Source organism: Novosphingobium silvae (genome assembly GCF_009856825.1).
Taxonomy (GTDB): Bacteria; Pseudomonadota; Alphaproteobacteria; order Sphingomonadales; family Sphingomonadaceae; genus Novosphingobium; species Novosphingobium silvae.
On record NZ_WVTD01000007.1, the window covers coordinates 50,786 to 67,477 of the forward strand.

Genomic DNA, 16,692 nt, shown 5'->3' on the forward strand with positions numbered 1-16,692 from the left:
TCAGCGCAAGTGATGGAGCGCATGGCGCAAAAGCAGGACCCGCTTCCCGACACCGACGAAACCGCAGCCCGGGCGCCCAGAGTGCCCGGACGGCGCGTTCGCTGGCGTGGACCCTCCCTGGTCGTGGGCGGGCTGGTGATCGTCGCTCTCGGCGCGGTCTGGCTTTCGCGCAAGGAACTTGCCGACGACTTCATCGCAGGCGAGCTCGATTCGCTCGGCCTTCCGGCTACTTACGAGATCGCCAGCATCGGTCCTTCCGAGCAGGTGATCCGCAATCTCGTCATTGGCGATCCAAGACGGCCGGATCTGACGATCGCGGAAGTTCGGGTTGCCACACGTCTCGCCTGGGGGCTGCCGGGCGTCGGGCGGATCACCGTCGTACGCCCGCGCCTATATGGCAGTTACCGAGCCGGCCGGGTGAGCTTCGGCAGCCTCGACAAGGTGCTGTTCACCGGCTCTGGCGAACCGTTCCGGCTGCCCGACCTCGACCTTGGCATCGAGGACGGGCGGGCGCTGATGGAAAGCGAACACGGCCGGATCGGCGTCAAACTGTCGGGACAGGGTGCCTTGCGCGGCGGCTTCGAGGGAGAAGTGGCGGCCCTGTCGTCTGCTCTGCAAGGTGGCGGCTGCAGGGCCGGGCGAACCAGCCTCTATGGCAGGCTTACTGTCTCGGGTGCCCGGCCGCGCTTCGTCGGGCCGCTGCGGACGCAAGGAGTGTCCTGCCCGGAACAGGCATTGCAATTCGCAAAGGGCGGTGCCCAGCTCGATCTCACGCTCGACGAGGCGCTCGACGGCGGCGAGGCGAAGGTGGGGCTTGCCGCAGGCGCGATCCGCTACGGCGCGCAGAAGATGGCGGGACTTTCCGGCACTGCACGCCTTACCTACCGCAAGCGCGGACTGAACGCGGCGTACAAAGTCACTGCGAAAGCGCTCGAAACACCGCAGGCCCGTCTTGCAAGCCTGGAACTTGACGGTCGGGTGCGGTCTACCGGTGGCCTCGCGCGGTTCGACATCGAAGGCGACCTTACCGACCGGGGCATCGCCCTTGGCGACACGCTGGACCGAGCCCTGCTGTCGGCGCAAGAGGCTGCTGCCGGAACCCTGGGCGCACCGATCGCGGCAAAGGTGCGGGCGGCGCTGGCGCGAGAGACGAAAGGCAGCGCCCTCGATGCGAACCTTATCGTCCGCCGTTCGGAAGACGGATTGAGCCTGGTCGTTACCCGCGGCTCGCTTCGGGGCGGAAGCGGCGCCACGCTGCTTGCGCTCTCGCGCGTGCAGGCGCTGCTTGGAGAGGCAGGCGCCGCGCCGCGCGTCACCGGGAACTTCACGACCGGCGGAAGGGATCTCCCGCAGGTCTGGGGGCGGATGGAAACGCAGGAGAACGGTCGCATTGCCATGCGCGTGGCCATGCCGGACTATCGCGCCGGCTCCGCGATGGTCGGCGTCCCCCGCCTGTCGCTGGTACAGGACGCGGAAGGCGCACTGACCTTTACCGGGCAAGTGCTGATGAGCGGCGCTCTTCCCGGCGGCTCGACCCGCAATCTGCTGCTCCCGGTGGACGGACGCTGGGGTGCCAGGGGCCGGCTCTCGGTCTGGCGCGGGTGTACCGACGTGGCGTTCGACGCGCTGCAGGTCTCCAATCTCGCGCTCGACCGGCGGCGGTTGACGCTTTGCCCTGCGCGCGGAGGATCGATCCTTGAGGGAACGCCTGGTGCGCTGCAGTTCGCCGCCGGCATCACGTCGCTGGATCTATCCGGCAGACTCGGCGCGACCCCAATCCGCATCAGTTCGGGGCCGCTGGGCTTCGCGGTCGGAGGGTCGCACCCCGGTGTCATCAAGGCGAGCACGGTGAAGGTCGCGCTTGGTCCACCGGAAACGGCATCGCGTTTCTCCATCAGCCGCCTCGACGCACGGCTCGGCAGAGACATAGCGGGGACATTCGACGAAGCCGACATCAGCCTTGCCGCAGTTCCGCTCGACATGCGTCAGGCGGCGGGGCGGTGGCGCTATGCAGGTGGAGTGCTGGGCATCGACGGCGCGCGCTTCACGCTGGTGGATCGCCAGCCGGTGGCGCGATTCCAACCACTGGTGGCGCGCGATGCGGCTCTGCGGCTGGCCGACAACAGGATCGTCGCCGATGCCTTGCTGCGCGAGCCGGCCACCGACCGCGCCATCGTCCGCGCCGATATCGTACACGATCTGAACTCCGCCGCAGGTCACGCGGATCTTGCGGTCGAGGGCATTCAGTTCGATGACCGGCTGCAGGCGGATACGCTTTCGCGCACGATGCTGGGCGTCGTCTCGAACCTACGGGGACAGGTCCGTGGCACCGGCCGTATCGACTGGAACAGCCGCGGCGTCACCAGTCGCGGCAGGTTTGCGACGGAAGGCGTTGATTTCGCTGCTGCCTTCGGGCCGGTTCAGGGTCTATCCGGGGAGGTGGTATTCACCGATCTTCTCGGTCTCGTGACCGCGCCCGACCAAACGGTGCACATCGCCTCCGTCAATCCCGGCATCGAGGCGAGCAACGGTGTGCTCTCGTTCGAGATGCGGCCGGGCTACAATCTGCAGATCAATGGTGCCCAGTGGCCGTTCATGGATGGCACGCTCAACCTCGATCCCGCGCGTATGCAAATCGGCGTGGCCGAGACCCGGCGCTATACCCTGCGCGTCACCGGCCTCAATGCCGCGACTTTCGTGCAGCACCTTGAGCTTGAGAACATCAGTGCCACCGGCATCTTCGATGGAGAGATGCCGATGGTGTTCGACGAGAACGGCGGGCGTATCGACGGCGGCTTCCTCGTCAGCCGCGCCCCGGGAGGCAATGTCTCGTACAACGGGGCGCTCACCTACAAGGACCTCTCGGCGATGGGCAACTTCGCCTTCGATGCGCTGCGGTCGATCGACTACCGCAGAATGGAGATCGGGCTTGGGGGATCGTTATCGGGCGAAATCCTGACGCGCATCAGCTTCGACGGGTTGAGCCAGGGCACGGGAGCCAGCAAGAACTTCCTGACGAAGCAAATCGCCAAGCTGCCGATCCGCTTCGTGGTCAACGTGAGAGCCCCGTTCTTCAGCCTCTTCGGTTCGATGCGTTCGCTCTACGATCCAGCCTACGTCACCGACCCGCGGGTGCTGGGCCTTGTCGATGCCGCCGGCAACCGGCGCGCGAACGGCCCCGATGCGACGCTGCCGCTTGCGCCGCCTCCACTCACCGACATTCAGCCTCCAGTCAGCGAGAAAACGCCATGACCTTCCGTGAATTGACCGGAACCCTTCCGGCTGCAAAAGACCCGGTCATGAACGACGGGTACTCGATGACGATGCAGCGTAAAGGCATATGGTCCGGAAGGCGCGCCGCTCGCGCCGCAAGGATTGCCGGGAGTATGATGGCAGCCTCGGGCATGTTCGGAGTGGGAGGCTGCATTCAGGTGGCAGCACCTGACAAGCCGATCGTGATCGAATTGAACATCAACATCCGGCAGGAAGTGGTCTATCGTCTAGCTGCGGATGCGGCCAAGACGGTAGAGCAGAACGAGGCGATATTCTGATGAAGAGGACCCGGTTCACGAACGCAGGCGGTATCGCTCTTGCAGCCGCGACGATTGCAGCTCTTGCCGGCATGCCAGCGGCACAGGCACAGAGCGCGCGCAGCCCGGCCTATACTGCCGCGCGTGCCGCAGGGCAGGTGGGCGAGCAGCGCGACGGCTATCTGGGCGTTGTCGGCAGCCAGAGCGGTGAGATCGCGGCGATGGTGCGCGACATCAACAACCAGCGCCGGCAGGTCTATACCAAGGCCTCGGCAGGCAAGAGCACGATCCAGGAGTACGCTTTCACCACCGGCTGCAAGCTGATCCGGGACACACGGGCGGGTGAGAAGTATCAGGGTCTCGATGGCTCGTGGAAGACGCGCGGAGCGGGTGCTCCGGAACTCGACCCGCGCTGCCCCTGATCCCAACCGCCGGTTCACCGGCGGAAAGTGCTGGAAATTCGAGCAACTTCCCTGAGAAAGTCTGCGAGCATCGCCATTGCGGTATCGATGCGCGGGCGTACCGCCGCGCGCGGGAATGCCAGCCCTGAGGAGCGGGCTAAGTCAATAAAGCATCCACAAGCAGCAAGGGTCCGGCCGTGCCACGGTTGACTCGGGAAAAGCCCCACCCTAAGGGGGCGGCGCTCTTGGCGGGCAGCCGTCGTTCAAGTCTGTGCGTTCCTGTTGTAACGATAAGGAGCCTGAAATGACCGACGAGCCGACTGTCCAGGGCCCCGTAGGCGAGGATGCGCGCATCGATTCGCTCGACGAAAGGCTGAAGGCCCTTCGCGAGCGGGAAGAGCAACGCAACCGACCGAAGGCCGGTGCGGAAACCGATGCGAGCTATCGCCTCGGCAACCGCGTCCTTTCGGAACTGCTTGGGGGTCTTGCGGGCGGCTTGTTCCTCGGGTGGTTGATCGACCACTTCGCCGGAACGTCGCCCTGGGGTCTGATGGTGATGCTCTTCGTCGGAATCGGCGTCGCCTTCAGGAACATAATCCGGATTACGAACCGGCGCCCGGACTGACCCCCCAAGACCTTGGGGCAGGGGATGGTAGGGGCGCTGTCGTTCATTGGCGACAGGGATAATCGCGTGGCAGCCGAAGCGAAGCTCGACCCGATGCACCAGTTCCAGCTCGAGAAGCTGGCGGGCGCGGACTGGAACATTGCCGGTTACAACGTCGCTTTCACCAACAGCGCTCTGTGGATGGGTCTGGCGACGCTGGCGCTGATCGTCTTCGTCGCCGGTGGCATGAAGCGGGCGGTCGTTCCCGGCCGCTGGCAGATGGCGGTGGAAACCTTCACCGGCTTCATCGATGGCATGCTCGCGGCGAACGTAGGCAAGGCCGGCAAGAAGTACGTCCCGTACATCTTCTCGCTGTTCATGTTCATCCTCTTCGCGAACTTCCTTGGCCTGATGCCGCTCGGCGTCCTGGGCGTTCACCCGTTCACTTTCACCAGCCACTTCTCGGCCACCGGTGTTCTCGCGGTCCTGTCGTTCTCGATCGTCCTGATCGTCGGCTTCGCCAAGCACGGCCTGCACTTCTTCTCGCTGTTCGTGCCGCACGGTACGCCGGTTGCGATGATCCCGATAATTTTCGTGGTCGAGCTGATCTCCTTCCTCGTGCGCCCATTCAGCCTCGGCCTGCGACTCTTCGTTGCGATGATGGCGGGCCACGTTCTGCTCGAAGTGCTCTCCAGCTTCGTCATCAGCGGCGGCAACGCCGGCCCGGCACTGTTCGTGATCGCAGGCCTGCCCAGCTTCGTCCTGATGGTCGGCATCTGTGCGCTCGAACTGCTGGTGGCCGGCATCCAGGCCTATGTCTTCGCACTTCTCACCTGCGTCTATCTGAACGACGCCGAGAACCTTCACTGATCTTTTTCCGTCAACACGGGTTTACCAAAGGGAGTTTTTGAAATGGACGCAGAAGCTGCAAAGCTGCTCGGTGCTGGTTTCGCCGCGATCGGCGCTGGCCTTGCCTCGATCGGCGTGGGCAACGTTTTCGCCAAGTTCCTCGAAGGTGCGCTGCGCAACCCCGGCGCCGCTGACGCCCAGCAGGGCCGCCTGTTCATCGGCTTCGCCGGTGCCGAGCTTCTGGGCCTGCTGTCGTTCGTCATTGCCGCGCTGCTGATCTTCGCCTGATCGCAAGCGCCTGACCGGATCGTTCCGGCCGTCCTGACCCTTTGGCCAAATGCTTTGGTGGGACGGCCGGACCTTCCGGCCCAAGATTTTTTCACGGCAACCTCGAGACAGGGCTGACCCATGCCTCAGATCGCACAGCTAGGCGAGTTCTACTCCAGCCAGATTTTCTGGCTGCTGATCTTCTTCGGCATCACCTTCTTCGTCGTCGGACGCGGGATGGTGCCCAAGGTGATGGACACCGTCGCGAGCCGCGACAAGCAGATCGCCGACGACCTCAAGGCTGCCGAAGCGGCTCGCGCCCAGGCTGACTCCGAGGAAGCCGCATGGCGGACCCGCGAGAACGCCAACCGGGCACAGGCGCAGGGCCTCATCGCCGACGCACGCGCCCAGGGCGCTGCCGCGACGACCGAGCGTCTTGCCGCAGCCCAGGCTCGCATCGATGCGGAGATCGCCGCTGCGGAAGCCCGCATCGCCGATGCGCGCCGTTCGGCCGCCGCCGAGATCGAAACCGTTGCCGCCGACGCGACCCGCGAAATCGTGAGCCGCATCGCCGGCCTCTCGCTTGACGATACGGCCGTGCGCGGTGCGGTGAAGGAGAACCTGGTCCATGGCTGAATCCAACGCCGCCATAGAACAAGGCCTCGCCCATGAGGGCGCGGAAGTGACCGGCGCCGCCACGCACGCGACGGTCGAGCATCACGCCGAGCCGATGCTGCTCGGCTTCGCGCCCCCGGTCGCGATCGTCAGCGCCTCGATGCTCGTGCTCATCGCCATCCTCGTATGGAAGGGCGTACCCCGGCTTCTGGCCGGCGGTCTCGACGCCCGGATCGCCGAGATCAAGGCGCAGCTTGCAGAGGCGAAGACCCTGCGCGCCGAGGCGGAAGCCCTGCGCAAGGAATACGCCGACAAGATTGCCGGTGCCGAGAAGGACGCGGTGGCCATGCTCGAGCATGCACGCCATGAAGCCGGCGCGATCGTCGCCAAGGCTGAGGCAGATGCGGCGGAAAGCGTCGCTCGCCGTGAAAAGATGGCGAAGGACAAGATCGGCGCTGCCGAGCTTGCCGCCGTCACCGACCTTCGGAACCAGGCCGCTGCCGCGGCCGCTGCGGCTGCCAGGACACTGATCGCTGCCAACCACTCGGCTGATGCCGACAGGGTGCTTGTCGATCGGGCCATCGCCGGCATCTGATCCGCGTAGCAGCCGTGTCGCTGTAAACCGAAAGCCTCCGTTTCGCGACGGGGGCTTTCGTGCATTCAGGGCGGCTACTTCCTTGGGAGGAGTACAGGGCGTAGGCTCGCTCTTCGAGTAAAACGGAGAGGTGATTCATGTTCGTCAAGTTCACCGGTGCAGATCGCACGGCCACCGCGGTCAACGCAGCGCAGGTCACTTTCGTGTCGCTGGTCAGCGAAGGTACCCGGATCCGCTTCGGCGAAGGGCGCGCTGTAACTGTGGTCGAGCCGCTCGAGGAAGTCATCGAACGGCTCAACAGGACGGGATCGTTCCCCGATATCTGAAGGACGGCGTTGTCGGCCGTTACGCTTCCGGACTGCCGCTTCGCCGACAGCTGATGCTGTGACGCCGGGCTGCGATGCCGCCTCGGGGGCAGGAGGGCAGGGCCAAGCCATGTCCCTGCTTCCGGAAGGGGAAACGGCGAGGTGCAACGCGGCGCCCTAGAAGCTGTCCTTTGCAGCTCGGAGCGCGGCAAAGGTCGCGACCGTGTCACCGGGGGTGTTTGCGGGTGCCCAACGCGACTGCATCGCCGGATCATCCGCGCGTAGGAAGGGATTTGTCGCCAACTCCCGCTCCAGTTTGGTCGGCACCGTCGGCAGGCCCCGTTCGCGCAGCCTGGCGATATCCTCGGCGTAAGCCTGGAGCTCGGCATTGTCAGGATCGGCATAGAGCGCGAAGCGCGCGTTCGATGCCGTGTACTCGTGCGCGCAGTAGATCATCGTATCCGAAGGGAGTGCCTTCAAGCGGGTAAGAGAGGTCCAGAACTGAGCCGGTGTTCCTTCAAACATCCGGCCGCAGCCGAGCGCGAAAAGCGAATCGCCTACGAAGGCAATGGAAGCCCCGGGCAAGTGATAGGCGACATGGCCATTCGTATGCCCGCCCACATCGATCACGAATGCCTCCCGTTCGCCGATGGTGGCGATGTCGCCGTGGCGGACAACCCGGTCGCTCCCCTCGATCTTTGCCGCGTCATCGGCGGGAGCTGTGATCCGGCAGCCTGTCGAGGCTTTGATGGCGGAATTTCCTCCAGCATGGTCCGGGTGCCAGTGGGTGTTCCAGATCTGCGTGATCTGCCAGCCCTTGCGCGCGGCCTGACGCAGGTATTCGTCGGCGTCTGGAGTGTCGATGCAGACTGTCTCGCCGCTCTCCGTATCGTGAAGAAGATAGCCGTAGTTATCGTACAGACACGGAAACTGGTGAACTTCGAGCATGCGACCTCTCCTTGCGGAGAGTAATGTAGGTGTTCAGGGATCGTCGGGGAAGGGCAGGTTCAGCTGCCAGCTGACGCCGTGGGCATCGTTCAACCACGTGAAGAGCGCGCTGAAGTCGTATGCATCGAGCGGCATCATTACCTTGCCCCCATCGCCCAGCACCTTCGCTGCGTGGCGCAGCTGCGCCTCATCGTCGCAATCGACGAAGATCGAGATGGACGGCGTGAAGGTAAAGCTGTGCGGGATATCGCTGTCCAATACGTGCCACTGCGTGCTGCCCAGCATGAAGTGGGCGCGGGCCACCCTACCCTCGAACTCGCCGGCGCCATGATGGTCAAGTTCGGTAACCGTGAGGTGCTCCGGAAAGGCGTGCTTCCACAGCAGAAGAGCGTCCTGCGCATCGCCCTGGAACATCAGGAATGGCGTCGCATGCATGGCGGATCCTTACCGGTCTTGGCATGACAAAGCGGGGCGAAACGGGATGTTCCCTGAGGCTCTATGGGCAGGGAGGGGCAAAGCAAAAGCCCGCCCGGATCGCTCCGGACGGGCCCTTGCTTGAGTTTCAACCTGCGGCGGTGGCCGAAGGTCGAGCCAATCAGCGGTTCTTCAGCGCTTCGCCGAGGATGTCGCCGAGCGACGCGCCCGAGTCGGACGAGCCGTACTGCTCCACTGCTTCCTTCTCTTCAGCCAGCTGACGGGCCTTGACCGAGAAGTTCGGCTTCTTCGAACGATCGAAGCCGGTGACCATGGCGTCGAGCTTCTGGCCGACCTGGAAGCGGTCGGGGCGCTGCTCGTCACGATCGCGACCCAGGTCCGAACGCTTGATGAAGCCGGTGGCGCCATCGTCGCCAGCCTGAACCTCGAGGCCGCCGTCACGCACTTCAAGAATAGTGACGGTGACAGTCTGGCCACGACGCAGCGAATCGCCGGCTGCGGCAACGCCGCCAGCCGCCGGAGCGCCACGCTCGAGCTGCTTCATGCCGAGGCTGATGCGCTCCTTCTCGACGTCGACGTCGAGAACCACGGCCTGGACTTCCTCGCCCTTGCGGTGAAGAGCCAGCGCGTCCTCCCCCGAGATGCCCCAGGCGATGTCCGACATGTGGACCATGCCGTCGACGTCGCCGTCGAGGCCGATGAACAGACCGAACTCGGTCGCGTTCTTGACTTCGCCTTCCACGGTCGAGCCGACCGGGTGCTTCTCGGCGAAGGCTTCCCACGGGTTCTGCTGAGCCTGCTTGAGGCCAAGGCTGATGCGGCGCTTGTCCGAATCGACCTCGAGAACGACCACTTCGACTTCCTGCGAGGTCGAGACGATCTTGCCCGGGTGGACGTTCTTCTTGGTCCAGGACATTTCCGAAACGTGGACGAGGCCCTCGATCCCGGCTTCCAGCTCCACGAAGGCGCCGTATTCGGTGATGTTGGTGACAGTGCCCGACAGCTTCGCGCCGACCGGATACTTGACCGCGGCGCCTTCCCACGGATCGCTCTCGAGCTGCTTCATGCCCAGCGAGATGCGCTGGGTTTCGCTGTTGATGCGAATGATCTGGACCTTCACGGTGTCGCCGATGGCGATCACTTCGCTCGGGTGGTTGACGCGCTTGTAGCTCATGTCGGTGACATGGAGCAGGCCGTCGATGCCGCCGAGGTCAACGAACGCACCGTAGTCGGTGATGTTCTTGACCACGCCGTCGATGACCTGACCTTCGCTCAGCTTGTCGATGAGCTCGCTGCGCTGCTCGGCGCGGGTCTCTTCGAGGACGGCGCGGCGCGACACGACGATGTTGCCGCGGCGACGGTCCATCTTGAGGATCTGGAAGGGCTGCGGCACGTCCATGAGCGGGGTGACGTCGCGCACGGGACGAATGTCGACCTGCGAGCCGGGGAGGAACGCGACGGCGCCGTCGAGGTCGACGGTGAAGCCACCCTTGACGCGGCCGAAGATCACGCCCTCAACACGCTTGCCTTCGCCGAACTCGTTCTCGAGCTTGTCCCACGCGGCTTCGCGGCGGGCGCGGTCGCGCGACAGCATCGCTTCGCCGTCAGCGTTCTCGACGCGGTCCACGTAGACCTCGACTTCGTCGCCGACCTTGATGCCGTGGTCGTCCTCACCGCGCGCAAACTCGCGCAGCGGCACGCGGCCTTCGCTCTTGAGGCCTACGTCGATGACGGCCTTGTCGTTCTCGATGGCGGTGACGGTGCCCTTGACCACGCGGCCTTCAAAGCCGTCGTCGGCGACGCCGCCGAGCTGGTCGTCGAGCATTTTCGCGAAATCGTCGCGAGTCGGATTGGCAGTAGATGCCATTAAGACATTTCCTTCGTTCGATTTTCCGGCCTGGCGGTTGAATCCGCCGGTCTTTTCTCCTCGCGATGCACCATGCGTCGCGCGGGCCAAAAGGGGCCGAACTGCCGCGGCGGCCGGATGCCGGTCGCGGCGCCCGAGCAGCGCTGACGCACCTCCCGAGCCGGCGCCGCTTAGGCGCATGAGGCACGAAATGCAAGGAAAATGGGGGCGAGGCGCGCCTCACCCGTCCGCGTGCGCGGGTCAGTCCGCCGTATGGCGTGCGGCCTCGACGATGCGGATTGCTTCGGCCACCGCTTCGTCCCGGCCGAGTTGCGACGTGTCGAGCACCACCGCGCCGTCCGCCACTGCCAGCGGCGCGTCGCGGCGCGTGGCATCGCGCTCGTCTCGCGCAGCAAGGTCGGCGGCGATGGCCTCCAGAAGGACAGGGCGGCCCTGTGCGCGCATCTCGTCGAAGCGACGCTGCGCGCGCGCTTCGACCGAGGCTGTGACGAAGAGCTTCACGTCTGCATCGGGCGCGATGATCGTGCCGATGTCCCGCCCGTCGAGGACGGCACCGCGCTGCTGCGTCGCGAAGCTGCGCTGACGTTCGAAAAGAGCCTGCCGGACTGCAGGGTGGACCGAGACGCGGCTTGCAAGTCCGCCGGTTGCTTCGGAGCGAAGTTCGGGATCGAGCAGAAGGCCCTCAGAAAAGGCACATGCCGCGAGCGCGGCGACCGGATCGTCCGGATCGCCACCGTCGAGCAGGCATTGGCGTCCGACTGCGCGGTAGAGAAGGCCGGTGTCGAGATGCGGAAGGCCGAAATGCGCCGAAAGGGCTCGCGCGATGGTGCCTTTCCCCGAGGCGGTGGGGCCATCGACGGCGACGATCATGCGGAGAGACCTTCGAGCATCGCCTCGAATGGAGGAAAGCTGGTCGCGATGGGACGCGTGTCGTCGACCTCCACGCCCGAGCGACTTGCAAGACCCGCAATCGCCATCGACATGGCGATACGGTGGTCGAGATGGGTGGCGACCGGGCCACTCGTGCCCGGCAGCGGTTCGCCGCCGGTTCCCGTGACCACAAGGCCGTCCTCGGTTTCGCGCACTTTGGCTCCGGCAGCGGAAAGGGCGGTGGCCATGACGGAGATGCGGTCCGATTCCTTTACGCGCAGCTCCTCGAGGCCGGTCGTGGTGGTGACGCCCTCTGCCAGAGCGGCGGCGACGAAGAGTGCGGGGAACTCGTCGACCATGCTGGGAACGACCGCGGGGTCGATATCGATTGCCTGGAGCATGGAATGGCGCACGAGAAGATCCGCCACCGGTTCGCCGCCGACTTCGCGCGGGGAAATCTCCTCGATCGAGCCGCCCATCTGGCGCAGCACCTGAACGATGCCCGCGCGGGTGGGGTTGAGGCCGACATTCTCGATGAGGACCTCGCTGCCGGGCACCAGCAGCGCCGCGACGATGAAGAAAGCGGCAGAGGAGGGGTCACCCGGAACCTCGATGGTCTGGGGGCGCAATTCCGCCTCGCCTCGGATCGAAATGACACGGGCACCATCTTCGTCCGTCTCGACAGTCAGCTCTGCACCGAATCCACGCAGCATGCGTTCGGAGTGATCGCGCGTCGGCACCGGCTCGATCACGCGGGTGATCCCAGGGGTGTTGAGGCCGGCCAGAAGGATGGCACTCTTCACCTGGGCCGAGGCTACGGGAAGACGATAAGCGATAGGCACAGCCGGGCTCGCGCCCCGGACGATCAGCGGCAGGCGCCCACCGTCGCTGACGTCGAACGACGCGCCCATGCTGGAGAGTGGGTCGATCACGCGGCCCATCGGCCGCTTCGAGAGCGAGGCGTCGCCAACGAAGGTCGCGTTGATGGGGTGGCTGGAGACAAGCCCCATGAGAAGGCGTGTGGAGGTGCCGGAATTGCCCATGTCGAGCGCTCCTTCCGGCTGAAGCAGGGCGCCCACGCCCACGCCGTTGACGATCCACTCGCCGCTGTCCATTCGCTCCACGCTGGCACCCATGGCCCGCATGGCAGCCGCCGTGGCGAGCACGTCCTCGCCTTCGAGCAGGCCCGTCACCCGCGTCTCCCCGACGGCAAGTGCGCCCAGCATGATCGAGCGGTGGCTGATCGACTTGTCGCCGGGCACCCGGATGCGCCCCTTCAAAGGTCCCCCCGGGAGAAAACGGCGGGGACGCATCTGGGCGGGATCGGCATGGCTCACGAGACAGGTCTTTCCGAGACGGCAGTGGCTGAAAATCGGCCCGGCTTTTGACAGCGCCGGCCGCCTATGGCAAGGCGCGCGCCCTGATGGGCGGCAACGCTTGATTTTGCGCGCCTGCCCTACCATCAAGACACGGAAATTTACGCCCGCGCCACGAGGGACGGGCAAGACGAGGACTTTCCATGGCCAAGCCTGAATGGGGCGCCAAGCACGGCTGCCCGAAATGCGGCACCCGCTTCTACGACCTGGGCAAGGACGACCCGGTTACCTGCATCGAATGCGGCAACGAGTGGACGCCGGAGCCGGTGCTCAAGTCCAAGCAGCCGATTCCCTATGAGGAAATCCAGAAGAAGGAAGTCGTCGAGCGCGAAGACACCGACCTTGCCGAAGAGGATCTGGACATCGACGAGGATGGCGATTCGCCGGACAACGATGTGGACCTGGGCGGTGACGACGATCTCGGCATCGGCGCAGGCGACGACGACGACGATCACGACAACTGATCGTTTCAGGGGCGCCCGGGAAAAATCGGGCGCCTTTAATTTTCCTCTTGCCAACATTTTCCGGCCCGACTAGAGGGCGGCCTCCCAAGCGGAGGCGCTTCTGCGAAACGCCGGAAAGCAAGGGAAACGGTTGGTTCTCCCAGAGCCAGCCTGCTGAAATGACTGGGGCCGTAGCTCAGCTGGGAGAGCGCTACAATGGCATTGTAGAGGTCAGGGGTTCGATCCCCCTCGGCTCCACCATTTCAGAACATTGCAGTTTCGCATGATTGCGACACGCTGGTTGACGAGGTTTCGTCCACCGGCGTTTTTCGCTATATGGTCATGCTCACGTCGGTCAGCGAGGTTTCGCCCGCCGGCGTTTTTGGCGTTCCGGCGGATTGCCGTCGAAAGGGAGTTTGGCGATGTTCGACAGCCTGTCCGATCGTCTCGGTGGTGTGTTCGACAAGCTGCGCGGTCGCGGCGCGCTAAAGGAGCAGGACGTCCTCGATGCGATGCGCGAGGTGCGCATTGCCCTGCTCGAGGCGGACGTCGCGCTGCCCGTGGTGCGCCGCTTCATCGATCAGGTTACCGAGCGCGCCGTCGGCGAGACGGTGCTGCGGTCGGTCACGCCGGGCCAGCAGGTCGTCAAGATCGTCAACGATGCGCTGATCGAGACACTGGGCGGTGAGGATACGCCTGGTCTCGACCTTAATGCGGCGCCGCCGATCGTCATCATGATGGTCGGCCTGCAGGGTTCGGGCAAGACCACCAGCACTGCCAAGATCGCCAAGCTTCTCAAGGAGAAGCAGGGCAAGAAGGTCATGATGGCCTCGCTGGACGTCAACCGTCCGGCCGCCCAGGAGCAGCTTCGCGTCCTGGGCGAGCAGGTCTCGGTTGCCACGCTGCCGATCATTGCCGGCCAGCAGCCCACTGAAATCGCCACGCGCGCCATGCAGGCAGCGCGCCTCCAGGCGGTCGACGTGCTGATGCTGGACACTGCGGGTCGTCTCCACGTCGACCAGCAGCTCATGGACGAGATGAAGGCCGTTGCGGCCATCTCGACCCCTCGCGAGACGCTGCTTGTCGTCGATTCGCTGACAGGCCAGGACGCGGTTAACGTCGCGCAGTCCTTTGCCGGGCAGGTCGATCTGACCGGCGTCGTGCTCACCCGTATGGACGGCGATGCGCGCGGCGGTGCGGCGCTGTCGATGCGCGCGGTCACGGGCAAGCCAATCAAGTTTGCGGGTACCGGCGAAAAGATGGAGGCTCTTGAGGTCTTCCACCCCAGCCGCGTCGCGAACCGCATCCTGGGCATGGGCGACATCGTCTCGATGGTCGAAAAGGCCGCCGAGGCAGTCAAGGTCGAGGACGCCGAGGCGCTTGCCAAGCGCATGGAGCAGGGAAAGTTCGACATGAACGACCTGCGCATGCAGCTGCGTCAGATGCAGAACATGGGCGGCCTTGGCATGCTTGCGGGAATGATGCCTGGCATGAAGAAGGCCAAGGCAGCGATGCAGGCGTCCGGCATGGATGACCGTGTGCTGCTGCGCATGGAGGCGATCATCGGCTCGATGACCGCGAAGGAGCGGGCGAACCCCGCGCTCCTCAATGCGAAGCGCAAGATCCGCGTTGCGAACGGCTCCGGAACGCAGGTCCAGGACGTCAACAAGCTGCTCAAGATGCACCTCGAGATGTCCAAGGCGATGAAGCAGATCAAGAAGATGGGCGGCCTCAAGGGGCTCGCCTCGATGTTCGGCAAGGGCGGCCTTGATGCCGCCATGCCGGGCCTCGGCGGTGCTCTTGGCGGCAAAGGTGGGCTTGGCGGCGGTTCGGGCGGCATGCCCGGTCTCGGCGGTCCCGGCGGGCCGGACCTTAGCAAGTTTCTGAAGCGATAATTTCAAGTATTTCAAAGATCACAGAAAGGTAAGTCACATGGCAGTTTCCATTCGTCTCTCGCGCGGTGGTGCGAAGAAGCGTCCGTACTACAAGATCGTCGTCGCCAACTCGCGCGCTCCGCGTGACGGCGCCTATCTCGAGCAGGTCGGGACCTACAACCCGGTCCTCGCCAAGGACGACGAGAACCGCGTGCGTCTGGTCGAAGACCGCGTGCGTTACTGGCTGGGCGTCGGCGCGCAGCCGACCGATCGCGTCGCCCGCATGCTCGACAAGGCCGGCATCAAGGAACGCGCCGCAACCAACAACCCCAACAAGGCAGAGCCCGGCAAGAAGGCCAAGGAGCGCGCCGAGGAGAAGGCCGAGAAGCTGCGCGAGGCTGAAGAAGCCGCAGCAGCTGCAGCAGCCGCTCCCGCCGAGGAAGCTGCTGCCGAGGAAACGACCGAGGCCTAAGCCTTGGTCGACGGCCAGAAGGATCGCGCTGTCACGCTCGCTGCCGTAACCGGCGCGCACGGCGTGACGGGCGAGGTCCGCCTCAAGCTGTTCGGGGAAGGCGTGGCGGCGCTCAAGCGCTACCGCGCCTTCAACGATTCGACTCTGACGGTGTCCAAGCTTCGGGACGACGGCAAGGGCGGCGCGATCGCCCGCTTTGCCGAGGTTACCGATCGCAACGCAGCCGAAAAGCTGCGCGGTACGGCGCTCACCGTTCCGCGTTCGGCGATGCCCGCGCTGCAGGACGGCGAGTACTACCATGCCGACCTCCTTGGTCTCCCGGCCATCTCGGAGGAGGGCGAGCCTCTTGGGACGTGCGTGGCGGTGGAGAACTTCGGAGCAGGTGACGTGCTGGAGATCGAATGCCCTGCGAGCGAGGACGGCAAGCGTCGCCGCTTCATGGTTCCGATGACGCCTGTTGCCGTACCCGAGTGGAACGAGGCGTGCATCGTCGTCAACGCCGCGTTCGCAGAGCAATGACTTTCGCGGCAACCGTCCTCACGCTTTACCCGGACATGTTTCCCGGGCCGCTAGGCGTCAGTCTCGCGGGAAGGGCCATGGCTGAGGGCAAGTGGAGCCTGGCTCCCGTCCAGATCCGCGACTTCGCGGCAGACAAGCACCGTACGGTCGACGACACGCCAGCTGGCGGAGGCGCTGGGATGGTGCTCAAGCCGGATGTTCTGGCCGCAGCAATCGATCATGCCCGCACGCTTTCTCCCGAGGCTCCGGTGCTGGCGATGACACCGCGCGGCAAGCCGATCACGCAGCCTCGCATTCGCGAGCTTGCCGCGGGGCCGGGCGTCACTATTCTGTGTGGTCGTTTCGAAGGGTTCGACGAGCGTATCTTCGCCGGTCGGAACGTCGAGGAAGTCGCGGTGGGAGATGTCGTCCTCTCGGGCGGCGAATGCGCCGCACTGATGGTTCTGGATGCTTGCATTCGCCTTCTTCCCGGAGTAATGGGCGCGCCTTCCAGCGGGACCGAGGAATCGTTCGAGGACGGTCTTCTCGAGTATCCGCACTATACCCGACCCACCGAGTGGGAAGGACGCACGATCCCTGAAGTGCTGCGATCGGGGGATCATGCGAAGATTGCCGCCTGGCGGAAACGTCAGGCGGAGGAAGATACACGGTTACGCAGGCCGGACCTATGGGAGCGTCACAGGGACGCTCGGGTCTAGTCTGCCTCTGGCGCGCGGCATGAA

General features: G+C 65.0%; 19 protein-coding genes and 1 tRNA gene. 15 read left to right on the plus strand and 5 right to left on the minus strand.

Translation table 11 applies throughout. From position 1 onward, the window contains the following. The first annotated feature begins 21 nt into the window (after positions 1-21). The 9 genes from GR702_RS10920 to GR702_RS10960 all read left to right on the plus strand — a co-directional run bounded on the left by GR702_RS10920 (position 22) and on the right by GR702_RS10960 (position 7,187). Positions 22-3,252, plus strand: a complete 3,231-nt coding sequence (locus tag GR702_RS10920) for an intermembrane phospholipid transport YdbH family protein (RefSeq protein ID WP_160985930.1) — start codon at positions 22-24, stop codon at positions 3,250-3,252. Further along, positions 3,249-3,551, plus strand: a complete 303-nt coding sequence (locus GR702_RS10925; RefSeq protein ID WP_160985931.1) for a YnbE family lipoprotein — start codon at positions 3,249-3,251, stop codon at positions 3,549-3,551. The genes GR702_RS10920 and GR702_RS10925 overlap by 4 nt, the downstream gene beginning before the upstream one ends. Further along, a complete protein-coding gene (locus GR702_RS10930; RefSeq protein ID WP_160985932.1) occupies positions 3,551-3,952 on the plus strand; it encodes a YdbL family probable chaperone protein in 402 nt (133 codons plus the stop codon). Before GR702_RS10925 ends, GR702_RS10930 begins: the two co-directional genes overlap by 1 nt. Positions 3,953-4,235: 283 nt before the next feature. Next, entirely contained in the window at positions 4,236-4,556 is a 321-nt protein-coding gene (locus tag GR702_RS10935; protein WP_160985933.1) for an AtpZ/AtpI family protein, read from the plus strand. 66 nt (positions 4,557-4,622) lie between these two features. Further along, complete coding sequence (locus GR702_RS10940; RefSeq protein WP_160985934.1) at positions 4,623-5,405, plus strand: F0F1 ATP synthase subunit A; 783 nt, start codon at positions 4,623-4,625, stop codon at positions 5,403-5,405. A 42-nt stretch (positions 5,406-5,447) separates the two neighbouring features. Beyond that, complete coding sequence (locus tag GR702_RS10945) at positions 5,448-5,672, plus strand: F0F1 ATP synthase subunit C (protein WP_008833283.1); 225 nt, start codon at positions 5,448-5,450, stop codon at positions 5,670-5,672. A gap of 120 nt (positions 5,673-5,792) precedes the next feature. Then, entirely contained in the window at positions 5,793-6,287 is a 495-nt protein-coding gene (locus GR702_RS10950; RefSeq protein WP_160985935.1) for a F0F1 ATP synthase subunit B family protein, read from the plus strand. Continuing rightward, positions 6,280-6,861: a F0F1 ATP synthase subunit B family protein gene (locus tag GR702_RS10955; RefSeq protein WP_160985936.1), complete on the plus strand. Its 582-nt coding sequence runs from the start codon at positions 6,280-6,282 to the stop codon at positions 6,859-6,861. The genes GR702_RS10950 and GR702_RS10955 overlap by 8 nt, the downstream gene beginning before the upstream one ends. 137 nt (positions 6,862-6,998) lie before the next feature. Then, the gene (locus GR702_RS10960; RefSeq protein ID WP_160985937.1) at positions 6,999-7,187 is read left to right on the plus strand and encodes a hypothetical protein; all 189 of its coding nucleotides are present in this window, start codon (positions 6,999-7,001) and stop codon (positions 7,185-7,187) included. 156 nt (positions 7,188-7,343) lie between these two features. Here the strand turns inward: GR702_RS10960 and gloB are convergent, their stop codons facing one another. The 5 genes from gloB to aroA all read right to left on the minus strand — a co-directional run bounded on the left by gloB (position 7,344) and on the right by aroA (position 12,599). Beyond that, positions 7,344-8,114: a hydroxyacylglutathione hydrolase gene (gloB, locus tag GR702_RS10965; RefSeq protein WP_160985938.1), complete on the minus strand. Its 771-nt coding sequence runs from the start codon at positions 8,112-8,114 to the stop codon at positions 7,344-7,346. A 33-nt stretch (positions 8,115-8,147) separates the two neighbouring features. Continuing rightward, a complete protein-coding gene (locus tag GR702_RS10970; RefSeq protein WP_160985939.1) occupies positions 8,148-8,549 on the minus strand; it encodes a VOC family protein in 402 nt (133 codons plus the stop codon). A 160-nt stretch (positions 8,550-8,709) separates the two neighbouring features. Continuing rightward, positions 8,710-10,416 (minus strand): 30S ribosomal protein S1, encoded by a 1,707-nt coding sequence (rpsA, locus tag GR702_RS10975; RefSeq protein WP_160985940.1) that lies wholly within the window; start codon positions 10,414-10,416, stop codon positions 8,710-8,712. 240 nt (positions 10,417-10,656) lie between these two features. Further along, positions 10,657-11,286 carry a (d)CMP kinase gene (cmk, locus tag GR702_RS10980; protein WP_160985941.1) on the minus strand — a complete coding sequence of 210 codons (630 nt, stop codon included), beginning with the start codon at positions 11,284-11,286 and terminating at the stop codon, positions 10,657-10,659. After that, on the minus strand, positions 11,283-12,599 hold the full coding sequence (aroA, locus tag GR702_RS10985; RefSeq protein WP_160986073.1) for a 3-phosphoshikimate 1-carboxyvinyltransferase: 1,317 nt from the start codon (positions 12,597-12,599) through the stop codon (positions 11,283-11,285). The genes cmk and aroA overlap by 4 nt, the downstream gene beginning before the upstream one ends. A 206-nt stretch (positions 12,600-12,805) precedes the next feature. On the opposite strand from aroA, the gene GR702_RS10990 reads away from it, so the two are divergent. From GR702_RS10990 to trmD, 6 genes are all read left to right on the plus strand, one after another. After that, positions 12,806-13,126 carry a TIGR02300 family protein gene (locus GR702_RS10990; RefSeq protein WP_160985942.1) on the plus strand — a complete coding sequence of 107 codons (321 nt, stop codon included), beginning with the start codon at positions 12,806-12,808 and terminating at the stop codon, positions 13,124-13,126. A 164-nt stretch (positions 13,127-13,290) separates the two neighbouring features. Then, positions 13,291-13,366: transfer RNA gene (locus tag GR702_RS10995), tRNA-Ala, on the plus strand. Positions 13,367-13,527: 161 nt separating this feature from the next. Beyond that, complete coding sequence (gene ffh / locus GR702_RS11000) at positions 13,528-15,000, plus strand: signal recognition particle protein (RefSeq protein WP_160985943.1); 1,473 nt, start codon at positions 13,528-13,530, stop codon at positions 14,998-15,000. Between the two features lie 37 nt (positions 15,001-15,037). Next, positions 15,038-15,451 (plus strand): 30S ribosomal protein S16, encoded by a 414-nt coding sequence (gene rpsP, locus GR702_RS11005; RefSeq protein WP_160985944.1) that lies wholly within the window; start codon positions 15,038-15,040, stop codon positions 15,449-15,451. A gap of 3 nt (positions 15,452-15,454) precedes the next feature. Further along, entirely contained in the window at positions 15,455-15,970 is a 516-nt protein-coding gene (rimM, locus tag GR702_RS11010) for a ribosome maturation factor RimM (RefSeq protein WP_160985945.1), read from the plus strand. Next, positions 15,967-16,668: a tRNA (guanosine(37)-N1)-methyltransferase TrmD gene (trmD, locus tag GR702_RS11015; protein WP_160985946.1), complete on the plus strand. Its 702-nt coding sequence runs from the start codon at positions 15,967-15,969 to the stop codon at positions 16,666-16,668. Before rimM ends, trmD begins: the two co-directional genes overlap by 4 nt. The last annotated feature ends 24 nt before the right edge of the window (positions 16,669-16,692 follow it).

Excerpts from the sequence above, each read along its gene's own strand:
- GR702_RS10935 (WP_160985933.1), top strand. The coding sequence starts at position 4,236 with ATGACCGACGAGCCGACTGTCCAGGGCCCCGTAGGCGAGGATGCGCGC.
- GR702_RS10930 (WP_160985932.1), top strand. The coding sequence starts at position 3,551 with ATGAAGAGGACCCGGTTCACGAACGCAGGCGGTATCGCTCTTGCAGCC.
- GR702_RS10920 (WP_160985930.1), top strand. The coding sequence starts at position 22 with ATGGCGCAAAAGCAGGACCCGCTTCCCGACACCGACGAAACCGCAGCC.
- GR702_RS10970 (WP_160985939.1), bottom strand. The coding sequence starts at position 8,549 with ATGCATGCGACGCCATTCCTGATGTTCCAGGGCGATGCGCAGGACGCT.
- GR702_RS10950 (WP_160985935.1), top strand. The coding sequence starts at position 5,793 with ATGCCTCAGATCGCACAGCTAGGCGAGTTCTACTCCAGCCAGATTTTC.
- rpsA (WP_160985940.1), bottom strand. The coding sequence starts at position 10,416 with ATGGCATCTACTGCCAATCCGACTCGCGACGATTTCGCGAAAATGCTC.
- GR702_RS10945 (WP_008833283.1), top strand. The coding sequence starts at position 5,448 with ATGGACGCAGAAGCTGCAAAGCTGCTCGGTGCTGGTTTCGCCGCGATC.
- cmk (WP_160985941.1), bottom strand. The coding sequence starts at position 11,286 with ATGATCGTCGCCGTCGATGGCCCCACCGCCTCGGGGAAAGGCACCATC.
- trmD (WP_160985946.1), top strand. The coding sequence starts at position 15,967 with ATGACTTTCGCGGCAACCGTCCTCACGCTTTACCCGGACATGTTTCCC.
- gloB (WP_160985938.1), bottom strand. The coding sequence starts at position 8,114 with ATGCTCGAAGTTCACCAGTTTCCGTGTCTGTACGATAACTACGGCTAT.
- GR702_RS10960 (WP_160985937.1), top strand. The coding sequence starts at position 6,999 with ATGTTCGTCAAGTTCACCGGTGCAGATCGCACGGCCACCGCGGTCAAC.
- GR702_RS10990 (WP_160985942.1), top strand. The coding sequence starts at position 12,806 with ATGGCCAAGCCTGAATGGGGCGCCAAGCACGGCTGCCCGAAATGCGGC.
- GR702_RS10925 (WP_160985931.1), top strand. The coding sequence starts at position 3,249 with ATGACCTTCCGTGAATTGACCGGAACCCTTCCGGCTGCAAAAGACCCG.
- rpsP (WP_160985944.1), top strand. The coding sequence starts at position 15,038 with ATGGCAGTTTCCATTCGTCTCTCGCGCGGTGGTGCGAAGAAGCGTCCG.
- GR702_RS10955 (WP_160985936.1), top strand. The coding sequence starts at position 6,280 with ATGGCTGAATCCAACGCCGCCATAGAACAAGGCCTCGCCCATGAGGGC.
- aroA (WP_160986073.1), bottom strand. The coding sequence starts at position 12,599 with ATGCGTCCCCGCCGTTTTCTCCCGGGGGGACCTTTGAAGGGGCGCATC.
- ffh (WP_160985943.1), top strand. The coding sequence starts at position 13,528 with ATGTTCGACAGCCTGTCCGATCGTCTCGGTGGTGTGTTCGACAAGCTG.